The organism is Streptomyces sp. WY228, assembly GCF_019287315.1.
GTDB classification, from domain to species: Bacteria; Actinomycetota; Actinomycetes; order Streptomycetales; family Streptomycetaceae; genus Streptomyces; species Streptomyces caviscabies.
The window spans coordinates 3,085,997-3,098,714 of sequence record NZ_CP079114.1 but is presented as its reverse complement, the minus strand read 5'-3'; the positions used below and the strand labels follow the sequence as shown (position 1 = coordinate 3,098,714).

Here is a 12,718-nt window from a genome sequence, read left to right as displayed (position 1 = left end):
GTCACTTGGCGCATACCGCCTTGTCGGCGCTTGCCTGCTCGACGCCTTCCGGAGCCTTCGCCGGCCCGGTGATGAGCTGGCCCGCGCCCTTGAAGTCCGCCCCCAGCGTGAGCACCATCGCCTCAAGCCCCTCGGCGTCGGCGGTGCCCTTCTTCATGGCCGTGGCGGGCAGCCCCATCATCGCGGCGAGCGCCCGGGCCTGATCGGCCTGGTTGGGCGCGTACTCCAGCGTCGTCTTCTTGATCTTCTCGGGTGCGTTGGCCTTGTTCGTGGACTTCAGCACCCCCTGCTCGTTCTGGAGCCAGGTGACGGTCGAGCCGGCCGCACCGGCGATCTCACCGCCGTTGAGGACGTCCACGCGTACGTCGGCGGGCTCGGCCTTCGGGCCCTTGAGCAGGGCCGCCTGCTTGCCCTTGGCGGCCTTCTCCTTCTGCTTCACCTCGGTCAGCGAGGTGTCGGAGCGCATCATCGCGAAGAGCTGCTCACCCTTGACCGGGTCCACGACCACGGTGATGGGCTTCGGCTCGGCCGGGTTGTCGATGACCGGCATCGTGAGGAAGGTGACGTTCTTGGTGTCGACCTTGCCGATCTCCTGAGCCAGCGTCATCAGCTTCTTCGCGTCGCCGATGCCCGTGTCGACGGTCAGCGCGTTGGTGGCCGCGTCGGCCAGCGTGTAGAGCTTCTTCGGGTTGGTCAGGGTGTCGCTCGACTTCATCTCGCGGATCATCGAGGCGAGGAACTGCTGCTGCACCTTGATCCGGTCGAGGTCGCTCTCGTTGCCGAAGCTGTGCCGGGTGCGCAGCAGGGCCAGCGCCTGCTCGCCCGCCACCTCCGACTCGCCCGCGGGCAGCTTCAGATGGGACTTCGGGTCGTCGACCGGCTTGGCCATGCAGACCTTGACGCCGCCGACCGCGGTGGTCAGCTCCTTGACCGCGTTGAAGTCGACCATCATGAAGTGGTCGGGCTTGAGGCCGGTGATGTTCTCGACCGTCTTCATGGTGCAGCCGGGATTGCGGCCGCTCTGGCCGAGGCTGGTGTTGAAGCGCTCGTTCGGGGTGCCGGGGATGGTCGTGGTGGTGCCGTCCGACTGCTTCGTCTCGCACTCGGGGATCTCGGTCATCAGGTCGCGAGGGATGCTCATCGCCGTCGCGTTGGTCCGGTCCTCGGAGACGTGGAACAGGATCGTGGTGTCGGCGTGGCCCTCGCTGCCCTTGTCGCCGTAGCCCTCGTTGCCCTTGCCGGTGCGCTTGTCGGTGCCGATGATCAGGATGTTCATCGGGCCTTCGCTGAGAACGTTCTTGCTGCCGGCGTCGCCCACGTCGATGGTGTCGATGTTGCCGTTGAGCTGCTGGTAGAGGACGTACGCGCCGAGCGAGGCGCCCACCACGACGAACGCCATGACGCCGCCCGTCCACAGCAGCGCCTTCTTCTTGCGCGACTTCTTGGGCTTGCGCTTCCGGCGGCCGGACGCGGGCGGTTCCGTGCCGCGCCCGCCGCTCTGGAAAGCGCGGCGGCTGCGCTGGCCCGGCACCTCGCGGCGCGGCCCGTCGGCACCGTCCTCCCGTGCCCCCCGGCGCCCGGAACCCTCACGGGACGCGTCGGTCCGGGTGCTGCCGCGGCGGCCCGTCCCCTCGGCCGTGGCCGTACGCGAAGGGCTGCTCGACTCCCCAGCGGAGTGATCCAGTCGCAGTTCGTAATTGCCGGTGTTCGGGTTGAGTACCCACTGGTCGGCGGGGTCGATATCGTCCGCCCGTCCACGACTGTGCGCGTCCACGGTTGCCTGCGTCCTCCGTCGGTGCCACGCGAGGCGCCCTCCCCCGGCAGGGCGCTCGTTCCTTCGCTCCAGCAGTGCACGACCTGACGGCCGGAAGCACCGGATCGCGTCACACTATCCGGCCGATTCCGCGTCGAGCGACGTGCGTGACACATTCCACGCCCCTTACAACCGGGCATACTTCCCATTACGCGTCGATTGTGTTCGCTGTCTTGGCAATTGCTTTACTGCTTGCACAGGTCGTCCGCCGCGCTCGAACCCGAATAGGTGGGCGTCGGCGTCGGACTTTCCGAACCGGCGTCGTCCGGCTTCCCTTCCTGGTCCTGCCGCGCTTCCTCCAGTTCGTCGGCCGGAACCACGGCGACGGGCCGGTCCTCGCGGAGTTGCTTGAACAGTTCGCCCGCGTCCGGTTCGACGAGTTCATCCCGGTTCGGGTTGTTGCGGTACGGCTGCCGGGGCACGGTCAGGAACTGCACCTGCTCGGTCGGTACGTCGCGCATCCCGCGCACCAGGTCGTACAGGTCGCGCAGCGAGTCCAGCCCCGGGTCCGTGGTCAGCGACTTGGTCGCCGCGTCCAGCACCGGGTAGAGCCGGGTCGGGTTGAGCAGAACGCCGTTGCTCTGCATCTTGTTCACCAGCGCGCCCAGGAACTGCTGCTGGCGCTCCATCCGTTCGGTGTCGCTGCCGTTGCCGAGGGTCTTGCGCGCCCGTACGTAGCCGAGCGCCTCCTCGCCGTTCAGCGTCTGCCGGCCGGCCGGCAGCTCCAGGTGCGCGTCCTTGTCGTTGATCGGCTCCTTGAGGCAGATCTCGACCCCGTCGACGGCGTCGACCATGTCCTTGAAGCCGTTGAAGTCGACGACCATGTGGTGATCGATGCGGATACCGGTCATCTTCTCGACGGTGCGGATCGTGCAGGCGGTGCCGCCGAGTTCGAACGCCGAGTTGAACTGCGCGAACTGCTCGCGCGTCTCCTTGTCGTCCGCGGTGCGGCAGCTGGGGATCTCCGCCATCAGGTCACGGGGGAGGGACACGGCCGTCGCGCTCTTCCGGTCCGCCGCGAGGTGCAGCAGGATCGTGGTGTCGGAACGCTGGCTGCCGCCGTCGTCCCGGCCGTACTCACGGTTGTCCCCGGCCCGGCTGTCCGACCCGATGAGCAGGATGTTCTGGGCGTCCATGACGACCGGCGTCGGCCGTTCCTTCTCGTACGCCTTGAGCTCGGCGGCGGCGCTCGTGTCGGTGGTGATATTCCCGTCGAGCTTCTTGTAGAGCCACCAGCCCGCCCCGGCGGCGACCAGCACGAGGAACGAGGCGGCGAGGGCGGTCCAGCGCAGCCAGTGGCTCTTGCGCGCGGCGACGATGCCGGCCTTGGGCTGATCGGCCCAGGTCTGCACGCCGTCGCCGTTGCCGTCGGTGCCGCCGTCGCTGTCTGCTTCGTTCTTCGCGGAGCCGGCGGAGCTTTCGGCCTGGTCGGCCGGGTCGGCAGGGTCGGCCGGATCGTCCTGAGCGGGTTTCTCGGCTTTCCCGGACTTCTCCGGCTGCTCGGTCTGTTCGGTCGGTTCGGTCTTCCCGGGCTTCTCCGGAGCGGGGGCCTCCGAGGCTTCGGGCGCCTTGTCCTCGGCGGCGTCGTCCTCGGGGGCACCGCCCTCAGACGCTTCGGCGGCTTCGGCGGCTTCCGCGGCCTCGGCTTCTCCGGTCCCGGGGGTGGGGCCCTCGGGACCGGACTGTTCCTGCGACCTGCCCTGCGGCTTGTCCCCGGCCGGGTGGTCCGGGTCGGACGGCGGGCCAGCACTGTCGGTCACGTCTGCGTCCATCCTTCACGTTCGGCGGCGCGAGGAGCCGCCGGTCGCAGGAGTAGACGGCTGAAACTCGCGCTTGGTTGTGCACGGCCAGGAGAGTGGTCTGTACCGCCCGATCATCTACCCGCTCCGGTGTTGCGCACCGAGGACTCGGCCCGCTGTGGGCCGGACGGGTGGACCTCAGGGCGCTTGTCATACCGCGGTGTTGGTGACCCGCTCGCTCTCGGTCCGCTTGGCCAGTCCGGCCGCGTCGAGCTGTCCGAGATGGCGGCACAGCACCACGGACCCACCGGCCGCCAGCGGCGCGAAGAGCCCCGCGCTCAGGCCGTCCCACGTGTCGTACGTACGCCCGGTGAGCAGCCGGGATCCCGGTACGAGCCCGAGGGCGCCGGCGTCCTCGCGGGCCTTGGCGACGAGCTGCGCACCCGTCAGCTCGACCCCGCCGACGGCCAGCGCGGGGGCGTCGGCGTCCACCGGGGCGAAGGGCGCGAAGCGGTCGCCCTGGCTCGGCACCTCCACCGCGTAGTCCGAGAACCCCTCCGGAACCTGCGGGAACCGGCCACCCAGCGGACGCAGGGCGAGGGCGACCCGCTCACCCCGGCAGGCCCGCGCCTGCTCCAGGGTGTCCGGTCCGGTCACGACGAGATCGGCGGCGGCCGGGTCGCCCTGGACATCGGCGACGACCCCGACGGAGGAGCAGGCGAGCAGCCAGACAGCGGACTGCCAGTGCGGGGGAAGCAGCAGGGCGAGCCGGTCTCCGGGCTCCGCGGCGAGGTCGCCCTGGAGCAGATTGGCGGTCTTGGCCACCCAATTGGCGAAGGTGGCCACCGACAGTTCGACGCGTTCTCCGGTGGCGTCGTCGTAGAAGGTGACCAAGGGGCGGGCCGGGTCCGCGGCAAGGGCGGATCGCAGCAGGTCGGCAGGGGTGCGGTCGCTGGAGTTCATCCGCGCAAGCGTACGCGGGGGCGCTGTGCGGGGCGGGCTGAACGGGTGTCACGTACACCGGTTCGGCAGACGGCCCGGCAGACGGTACGTCAAGGCGGCGCCGATGCCCGGGTAGCCGGAGTCGTGACTGTATGACCACGATCGTGCGTATGCGTGCACTATTGGTCACCTCAGTCGGCGTCACCTGCGCGGCGGCCCTCACCCTGCCGCTCGCCGCCCCCGCCCTGTCCGCCCCGGCCTCGCACTCCGCCTCGGCCCGGCCGCCCTCCGTGTCCCCCGAATCACCCGGTTCCGGCCCGCCGTCGTCAGTACGGGCCGAAGCCCCTTCCCCCCGCGCGGCCGAGCTCGCGGGCTCGACGCAGTCCCTGCCCCTGGAGCCGCTCGCCGCCCCGTCCGACCGGGTCGCGGGCGCGGCGGCCGGCCAGGGCCTGGCCCAGCGCGACGCCCGCCCGTTCTCCCTGGTGGGCGTGGTCTGGGACGACGCCGATGCCGAGCTCCACGGCACGGTCCAGGTCCGCACCCGGGCGACCGGCGGCGAGGGCTGGTCGGACTGGCAGGACGTCGAGACCCACAACGCCGAACACGCCGCCGACCTCGGCAGCGCCGAGCGGTCCACCGGCGCCGTGCGCGGGGCGACCGCCCCGCTCTGGGTCGGCGCATCGGACGGCGTGGAGGTACGCGTACGCCCGGAGGCGGCCGATCCGCAGCACCGGGCCGCCGCCGTACCGCTGCCCGAGGGGCTGCGCCTCGAACTCGTCGACCCCGGCGAGGACCCCGTAGCGGAAGCAACCCCCGAATCAGCTCCGGAATCAGCTCCGGAACCGGCCACCGAAACGGGCTCGGAACCGGCCCCCGAACCCGCCCGCGCGGCCCCCGTCGGCCGGTCCGCCACCCCGGCGACGTTCGCTGTCAACCCGGCCCCGCCCACGACGACGACGGCCGTGCCGGAGGCGCTCACCGCCGAATCCGCCGCCGCATCGGCGGTCAACGCGGACCTCGCACCGCTCGGCGCGTCCGTCATCCCCGAGCTGACCAAGGCGGAGACGGAGGAGGAGGCGGCGATCGTCGCCGCCGGGGCGAAGCCGTACATCGGTCCGCGCCCGAAGATCATCACCCGCAAGGGCTGGGGCGCCGACGAGAAGCTCCGCGAGCGCAACTTCGCGTACACCAAGTCCGTCAAGGCGGCCTTCGTGCACCACAGCGCGACCGGCAACAACTACACCTGCAAGCAGGCCCCTTCGGTGCTCCGCTCCATCTACCGCTACCACGTCAAGAGCAGCGGCTGGCGCGACTTCGGCTACAACTTCGCCGTCGACAAGTGCGGAAACATCTACGAGGGCCGGGCCGGAGGCGTCGCGAAGGCGGTCCTCGGCGCCCACACCCTGGGCTTCAACACCAACACCATGGGGGTCGCGGTGCTCGGTACCTACTCCTCCACCAACCCGCCCGCCGCCGCCGTGACCGCGGTCTCCAAACTCACCGCCTGGAAGCTGGGCCTGTTCGGCGCCAACCCCAAGGGCAAAGTGACCCTCACCTCCGGCGGCAGCAACAAGTACAAGGCGGGCGTGAAGGTCAAGATGAACGTCATCTCGGGCCACCGGGACGGTTTCGCAACCGAATGTCCCGGAGCGCGTCTCTACAAGAAGCTCGGCACGGCCCGGACCAGCTCCGCCAAACTGCAGGGCCGCTGACCGGGGCATGTCCGACCGGTCTGCTTAGACTGGCCAGCCGTATCCAGGCCAGGCCCCAGCAGGAAGCAGAGACGGTGCTGTGACAGAGGCAAAAGAAGCGATCCTCCTGGTCGGTGGCAAAGGCACCCGGCTGCGCCCGCTCACGGTGCACACCCCGAAGCCGATGGTCCCGGCGGCGGGGGTCCCGTTCCTCACCCACCAGCTGGCGCGGGCCAGGGCGGCCGGGGTGGAGCACATCGTGCTCGCCACGTCCTACCTGGCGGAGGTCTTCGAGCCGTACTTCGGCGACGGTTCCTCGCTCGGTCTGCACATCGAGTACGTCACCGAGCAGGAACCGCTCGGCACCGGCGGAGCCATCCGCAATGTCGCGCCGAAGCTGACCTCGGGGCCGGACGAACCGGTCCTGATCTTCAACGGCGACATCCTGACCGGGCTCGACATCCGGGCCCTGGTCACCTCGCACACCGACTCCGGGGCGGACGTCTCGCTCCACCTGACCCGGGTCGAGGACCCGCGCGCCTTCGGCCTCGTACCGACCGACGCGACGGGCCGGGTCACGGCGTTCCTGGAGAAGCCGCAGACGCCGGAGGAGATCGTCACCGACCAGATCAACGCCGGGGCGTACATCTTCCGGCGCTCGGTCATCGACAGCATCCCGGCGGGCCGCCCGGTCTCCGTCGAACGCGAGACCTTCCCCGGACTGCTCGCCTCCGGCGCCCACCTCCAGGGCATGGTCGACTCCACGTACTGGCTGGACCTCGGCACCCCGGGGGCCTTCGTCCGCGGCTCCGCCGACCTCGTCCTCGGCCGCGCCCCGTCCCCGGCGGTCCCGGGCCGCTGCGGCGACCGCCTGGTGCTGCCGACGGCGTCCGTGGCCCCGGACGCCAAGCTCACCGGCGGTACGGTGGTCGGCGCCGACGCGGTGATCGGCGCGGGCGCGAGGATAGAGGGCTCGACGATCCTGGCCGGCGCGGTCGTCGAGGCGGGCGCGATCATCACGGACTCGCTGGTCGGAGCGGGCGCCAGGATCGGCGACCGTACGGTGCTGGCGGGCGCGGTGATCGGCGACGGGGCACAGGTGGGCGCGGACAACGAACTGCGCGACGGGGTCAGGATCTGGTGCGACGCGATCCTGCCGGACGGCTCGGTCCGCTTCTCCTCGGACCAGTAGGACCTGACCCGTACCCTCAGAAGAACGCACGAAGCGCACAAAGCACACCGAGAGCACCGAGAGCACCGAGGCCCCCTGTGGCAGGACGATTCGCCCCCCGCACCGCGCGAGCAGCGCTGCCGCACCAGGCCGCCGCTCCGTCGGGCACGGCGGCTGCGTCCTCGCCGGACGGACCGCCGCTGACCAGGGAGTGGACCCCGCCCGGCCCGCTGGACCTCCGCCTGGTCCTCGGCCCGCTGCGCCGAGGCCCGGCGGACCCCACGTTCCGGATGACCGCGGACGGCACGTTCTGGCGGGCCACCCGCACGCCCGAGGGCCCCGGCACGCTACGGATCGCGGCGAGCGGCGGCCGGGTCACGGCGGCCGCCTGGGGCCCGGGCGCGGACTGGTTGCTGGCCGGGCTGCCCGCGCTCCTGGGCGCGGAGGACGACCCGGACGCGTTCGTCCCGCGGCACCGCCTGCTGGCCGTGACCCGGCACCGCCGCCCGGGCCTGCGTCTGCTGCGTACGGGCCTGGTCATGGAGTCGCTGATCCCGTCGGTCCTGGAGCAGAAGGTCACCACGGACGAGGCGTACCGCGCCTGGCGCCACCTGGTCCGCCGCTTCGGCACCCCCGCCCCGGGCCCCACGACGGACCTGGGCCTGCACGTCATGCCGGACCCGCGCGGCTGGGCGATGATCCCGTCCTGGGAGTGGCACAAGGCGAACGTCGACGCCAAGCGCTCGTCCACGATCCTGCGCGCGGTACGGGTGGCCCGCCGCCTGGAGGAGGCGGCGACGATGCCGCTGCCCGAGGCCCTGACCCGCCTCCAGCTGATCCCCGGCATCGGCCCCTGGACAGCGGCGGAGACCCTCCAGCGCTCGAACGGCGCGGCGGACGCGGTCACGGTGGGCGACCTGCACCTTCCGGGCATCGTGGGCCACGCGCTGGCGGACAACCGCAACGCGGACGACGAGGAAATGCTGACGCTGCTGACCCCCTACGAGGGCCAACGCCACCGAGCGACGCGCCTGATCCTGCTCTCGGGCCACACCCCGCCCCGCAGAGCCCCGAGGATGACCCCGGGCAACATCGCCAACCTGTAGCCCTTCTCAAGCCCTGAAATCCAGCCCCTCCGGCGTTTGAGGAGCGGGGCCCGGGGCAGCGCCCCGAACAAACCGTCCGGCGCGAGGACAAAGAGCAGGGCGCGCCCAGCGGCTTTCAGAAGGGCGGGTGGGGAAGGCCCGCGCAGCCTCCGCCACCGCGGCCCCGCCCACCGAGCCCCACCCCACCCCACCTCACCGCACGGTGAGAAACGCCTCCGCCTCCCGAACAGCCCGCTCCCGAGCCACCCCCACCGCATGCCCCACAGCCACCGCCCCCAACGGATCCCACGACGAAGGAAGCGACAGCACCTCCCGCACCACCGGCCGGCAGAACATCGTCGAGGACACCCACGCCGACCCCAGCCGCTCACCGGCCAACGCCACCAGGAAGTTCTGCACGCCCGCCCCGGCCGCGACCACGAACATCTCGCGCTCCGCCGTGTCACGGCGCTCGTCCCCGTACGTGTGGGAGCCGTCCATCACCAGGCACGGCACCACCAGATACGGCGCGTTGCGCAGCACATCGCCGCGCCGCACCCGCTTGGCGATCGACTCCTCGCTCTTCCCGTCGCGCCGCAGATCCTCGATCCACGCCTCACGCATCGCGTCGAGCAACCGGGTCCGCGACTCGGCGGACTCCAGCAGCACGAACCGCCACGGCGTCGTGTGATGCGGCGCGGGAGCGGTGACGGCAGCGGCGACGGCCCGCCGCACGGCCCCCGGATCCACCGGCTCATCGCTGAACTCGCGCACCGTACGCCGCAGCGTCACCGCTTCCCGCACGGCCTCCGACGTCCCGAGCCGGAACATGTCATCGGCCGCACTCCGCACCAACTCCCGAGCACCGGGCTCGTCGTCGGAGGCGACCACATGCGACAGCCCCCGGACCACCGCCACCGGCAGCCCCTCCGCCTTGCCCTTGACCAGGTCCCCGGCAGCGGCCAGCTCGTCCGCCGTGGCCACGACCGTGGCGCCGAGCGGATTGCCGTGCGCGTCCGTACCGCCGCGCAGATCGTCCAGCACCCGCACCCCGGCCGCACCGATCGCGACATCGGTCAGCCCGTTGCGCCAGGGCCGCCCGAAGGTGTCCGTGACGACGACGCCGACATCGACGCCGAGGGCGTCCCGCAGCCCGTCCCGGACGGCCCGCGCGGAGGCGTCGGAGTCCTCGGGCAGCAGCAGCACGGTCCCGGCCGGGGTGTTCGAGGCGTCGACCCCGGCGGCGGCCATGACCAGGCCCTGCCGGTTCTCCACGATCCGCAGCGGCCCGCGCCGGGCCACCACCCGTACGGTCTCCGCGTCGATCGCGGCCTCCCGGTCGGCGGCCTCGACGATCCGGCCCTCCGCCTTGGAGACGATTTTCGAGGTGACGAGCAGCACGTCTCCGTCGACCAGCCCCGGTTCGGCCGCGGCGATCAGCTTGGCGAGATCGTCACCGGCCCGCACCTCGGGAATCCCGCCCAGCGCCCACACCCGAAAGGAAGGCGCAGAGGAAGCCCCAGAAGACGAGGTCACAGAAGACGAGGTCACAGAGGGCGAGGCCACATCGGAGGAAGCCACATCGGAGGAAGCCGCATCGGAGGAAGCCGCATCGGAGGAAGCCGCATCGGAGGAACCACTCACGCCCGGACCTCCTCGGCCAGATCCAGCGCCTGCCGGGCCATCTCGGCGGTCGTGTCCACGTCCGTCATCATCAGCGGCACCGCCCGGCAGCGGATCCCCGCCGCCTCGACGTCACCGACCGCACCCGCGTCCACCGTGTCCACCAGCCACCCGTCCAGCAGCCCCGACCCGTAGTGCTGGGCCACGGCGGCCGCCGTCGACTCGACGCCCACGGCCGCGAGCACCTTGTCCGCCATCCCGCGCACGGGCGCGTCCCCGACGATGGGGGAGAGGCCGACCACCGGCACCCCGGCCTCGGCGATGGCCTCGCGGATTCCGGGCACGGCGAGGATCGTGCCGATGGACACCACCGGGTTCGACGGCGGGAAGACGATGACATCGGCGGAACCGATGGCCTCCAGCACCCCCGGAGCCGGCTTGGCCTGCTCCGCCCCGACCGGCACGATCGCCTGCGCCTCGACGGAGGCGCGCAGCTTCACCCAGTACTCCTGGAAGTGGATCGCCTTGCTCTCGCCGTCCATCTCGACGGCGACGTGCGTCTCGACCCGGTCGTCCGACATGGGGAGCAGCCGCACTCCGGGCTGCCAGCGGGCGCAGAGCGCCTCGGTGACCGCGCTCAGCGGATAGCCGGCGCCCAGCATCTGCGTACGGACGATATGGGTCGCGAAGTCGCGGTCGCCGAGCCCGAACCATTCCGGCCCCACGCCGTAGGCCGCGAGCTCCGCCTTGACCTGGAAGGTCTCGTCGGTACGCCCCCAGCCCTGCTCCTCGTTGATGCCACCGCCGAGGGTGTACATCACGGTGTCGAGGTCGGGACAGACCTTCAGCCCGAACAGATGGATGTCATCACCCGTGTTGCCGATCACCGTGATGTCCGCGTCGGGCGCGGCCTGCTTGAGGCCGCGCAGAAAACGGGCACCGCCGATACCACCGGCCAGAACAACAATGCGCATGCACAGCAGTTTGTCAGGCGGGTACGACGTCCACGGCCGTCGGGGCGCTTTGGGTGGGGTGCATCGGCATCTCGGTCAGACCCGGGTAGTAGATGTGCAGACTGACGGCCGGTTCGAGCGAGTCGTTGACCACTTCGTGGACGTACCCGGGGCCGAAGGCGCGCTGCGCGCCCGCGCCGAGGGACCGCGTCCCGTTCTCCGTGTGCTCGGTCAACTCGCCTTCCAGGACGGTCAGTACGCCGGCGGAGAGGCCGTGGTCATGACGCCCGCTGCCCTGCCCGGGCACCCAGCTGAGCAGCCACACCTCGTAGCCGGGGCCCTGGTGCAGACGGTGGTACCAGCGGGAGGCGGAGTCGTACTGGACGATTCCGGCCCACTGTGCGCGGTCGGCCGCGATGGAGCGCGCGAGGCCGACGAATTCGGAGACGGTGGAGGGGTGCTCGCGGGCGGGCTGCAGGAGGTGCTGGACCTCAAGGATGTCGCCGGCGATCTGAAGGTCGCTGTCGCTGTTCATGGCTGCGGTGGTTCCTCGGCATGGGGGGGTGCACGTGCGGAGAGTCACGGTGAATGCAGGGAGGAGCGGAAACGAAGAAAGCCGCTCGACCGGAGATCCGGAGAGGCTGGATCAGAGCTGGAGCGCTACGGCATCAACAGCTGTGACAGCTGGAACAGCAACAGCGGGCCTGGACAGCGCTACGGAACCCACGGACGTGGGCGACGTGCATGGCTGTGGTCGCTGGCATGAAGTCAAGGAGACCGGCTCGGCCGTCCGCTGTCAACCCAATACCCGATATGGGGGCAATGTTTCACTCCTTCCGGTCGCCGGATCCGGAGAAAGGTTTATGCGCCCAGGGGCGAGGACATGTGGCGCATCATCCGCGCTCCCAAACGCGGCTGACGCTCCGTGACCTGACTGTGATCTTGATCGCTTCAGTGATCGAATCGCAACACAAGGGCGTCCCTGCTCGTCTCTCTCATGGGAGGGCGTGGGTCTGTGGAGCCTGTGGCATATGTCAGGTTTTTGCTGATTTGAACACTTTCCGCATACGCTTGGTTCCGCAGAGTGAATCCCTGGGCCAATAGCAGATCCTCGCTTGACTGGCCTGGAGCTACACACTTGTAATTTCACTCGTGTCGTTCAGCCGCAAACGGCTGCAACACGGGACGCAAGAGACAGACGAGGGGCGCACATGACCGAGCTGTTCCAGCAACTGCTGGTCGAGGACGCGGACGAGGAACTCGGCTGGCAGGAGCGCGCACTGTGCGCCCAGACCGATCCCGAGTCCTTCTTTCCCGAAAAGGGCGGATCCACCCGCGAGGCCAAGAAGGTCTGCCTCGCCTGCGAGGTGCGCTCGGAATGCCTTGAGTACGCCCTCTCCAACGACGAACGCTTCGGCATCTGGGGCGGACTCTCCGAGCGGGAGCGACGGCGCCTCAAGAAGGCCGCCATCTGACGTAGGTCCCCGGGAACCTCCTCCGGCCGCTCCACCCGAGAGCCCGGAGCCGCAGAGCCGCAGAGCCACAGCACGACACAGCACGACGCAGCACCACACAGAGCCACGCAGAGCCGCAGAGCGGCAGGGTCACAAGCCGCTGAGCCTCCCAGACCTCCCACCCCCACCCCCCCCACCACCCCCAGGGCTCCCAGGCCCACACCTCCCCAGGCCCCCCCACCCCGCC

The 12,718-nt window shown here is 70.6% G+C and carries 10 protein-coding genes; 4 read left to right on the top strand and 6 right to left on the bottom strand.

Going from position 1 to position 12,718, the window contains the following annotated elements; all coding sequences use genetic code 11:
- Position 1: 1 nt before the first annotated feature.
- The 3 genes from KV381_RS13350 to KV381_RS13340 all read right to left on the bottom strand — a co-directional run bounded on the left by KV381_RS13350 (position 2) and on the right by KV381_RS13340 (position 4,515).
- The gene (locus tag KV381_RS13350; RefSeq protein WP_373461025.1) at positions 2 to 1,774 is read right to left on the bottom strand and encodes an LCP family protein; all 1,773 of its coding nucleotides are present in this window, start codon (positions 1,772 to 1,774) and stop codon (positions 2 to 4) included.
- A gap of 224 nt (positions 1,775 to 1,998) precedes the next feature.
- Entirely contained in the window at positions 1,999 to 3,585 is a 1,587-nt protein-coding gene (locus tag KV381_RS13345) for an LCP family protein (protein WP_218785271.1), read from the bottom strand.
- A 177-nt stretch (positions 3,586 to 3,762) separates the two neighbouring features.
- On the bottom strand, positions 3,763 to 4,515 hold the full coding sequence (locus KV381_RS13340) for a TIGR03089 family protein (protein ID WP_218785270.1): 753 nt from the start codon (positions 4,513 to 4,515) through the stop codon (positions 3,763 to 3,765).
- A 149-nt stretch (positions 4,516 to 4,664) separates the two neighbouring features.
- Here KV381_RS13340 and KV381_RS13335 point away from each other — a divergent pair, with 149 nt between their 5' ends.
- From KV381_RS13335 to KV381_RS13325, 3 genes are all read left to right on the top strand, one after another.
- On the top strand, positions 4,665 to 6,206 hold the full coding sequence (locus KV381_RS13335) for a peptidoglycan recognition protein (protein ID WP_218785269.1): 1,542 nt from the start codon (positions 4,665 to 4,667) through the stop codon (positions 6,204 to 6,206).
- A 79-nt stretch (positions 6,207 to 6,285) separates the two neighbouring features.
- Positions 6,286 to 7,377 carry an NDP-sugar synthase gene (locus KV381_RS13330; RefSeq protein WP_030086018.1) on the top strand — a complete coding sequence of 364 codons (1,092 nt, stop codon included), beginning with the start codon at positions 6,286 to 6,288 and terminating at the stop codon, positions 7,375 to 7,377.
- Positions 7,378 to 7,454: 77 nt separating this feature from the next.
- Positions 7,455 to 8,462: a DNA-3-methyladenine glycosylase gene (locus tag KV381_RS13325; RefSeq protein ID WP_086780167.1), complete on the top strand. Its 1,008-nt coding sequence runs from the start codon at positions 7,455 to 7,457 to the stop codon at positions 8,460 to 8,462.
- A 192-nt stretch (positions 8,463 to 8,654) separates the two neighbouring features.
- Here the strand turns inward: KV381_RS13325 and KV381_RS13320 are convergent, their stop codons facing one another.
- The 3 genes from KV381_RS13320 to KV381_RS13310 all read right to left on the bottom strand — a co-directional run bounded on the left by KV381_RS13320 (position 8,655) and on the right by KV381_RS13310 (position 11,552).
- Positions 8,655 to 9,977, bottom strand: a complete 1,323-nt coding sequence (locus KV381_RS13320; protein ID WP_107058021.1) for a coenzyme F420-0:L-glutamate ligase — start codon at positions 9,975 to 9,977, stop codon at positions 8,655 to 8,657.
- 104 nt (positions 9,978 to 10,081) lie between these two features.
- Positions 10,082 to 11,038 (bottom strand): 2-phospho-L-lactate transferase, encoded by a 957-nt coding sequence (gene cofD, locus KV381_RS13315; RefSeq protein ID WP_030086012.1) that lies wholly within the window; start codon positions 11,036 to 11,038, stop codon positions 10,082 to 10,084.
- A gap of 13 nt (positions 11,039 to 11,051) precedes the next feature.
- A complete protein-coding gene (locus tag KV381_RS13310; protein ID WP_030086010.1) occupies positions 11,052 to 11,552 on the bottom strand; it encodes a cysteine dioxygenase family protein in 501 nt (166 codons plus the stop codon).
- Between the two features lie 676 nt (positions 11,553 to 12,228).
- On the opposite strand from KV381_RS13310, the gene KV381_RS13305 reads away from it, so the two are divergent.
- A complete protein-coding gene (locus KV381_RS13305) occupies positions 12,229 to 12,492 on the top strand; it encodes a WhiB family transcriptional regulator (protein ID WP_003968728.1) in 264 nt (87 codons plus the stop codon).
- Positions 12,493 to 12,718: the final 226 nt, after the last annotated feature.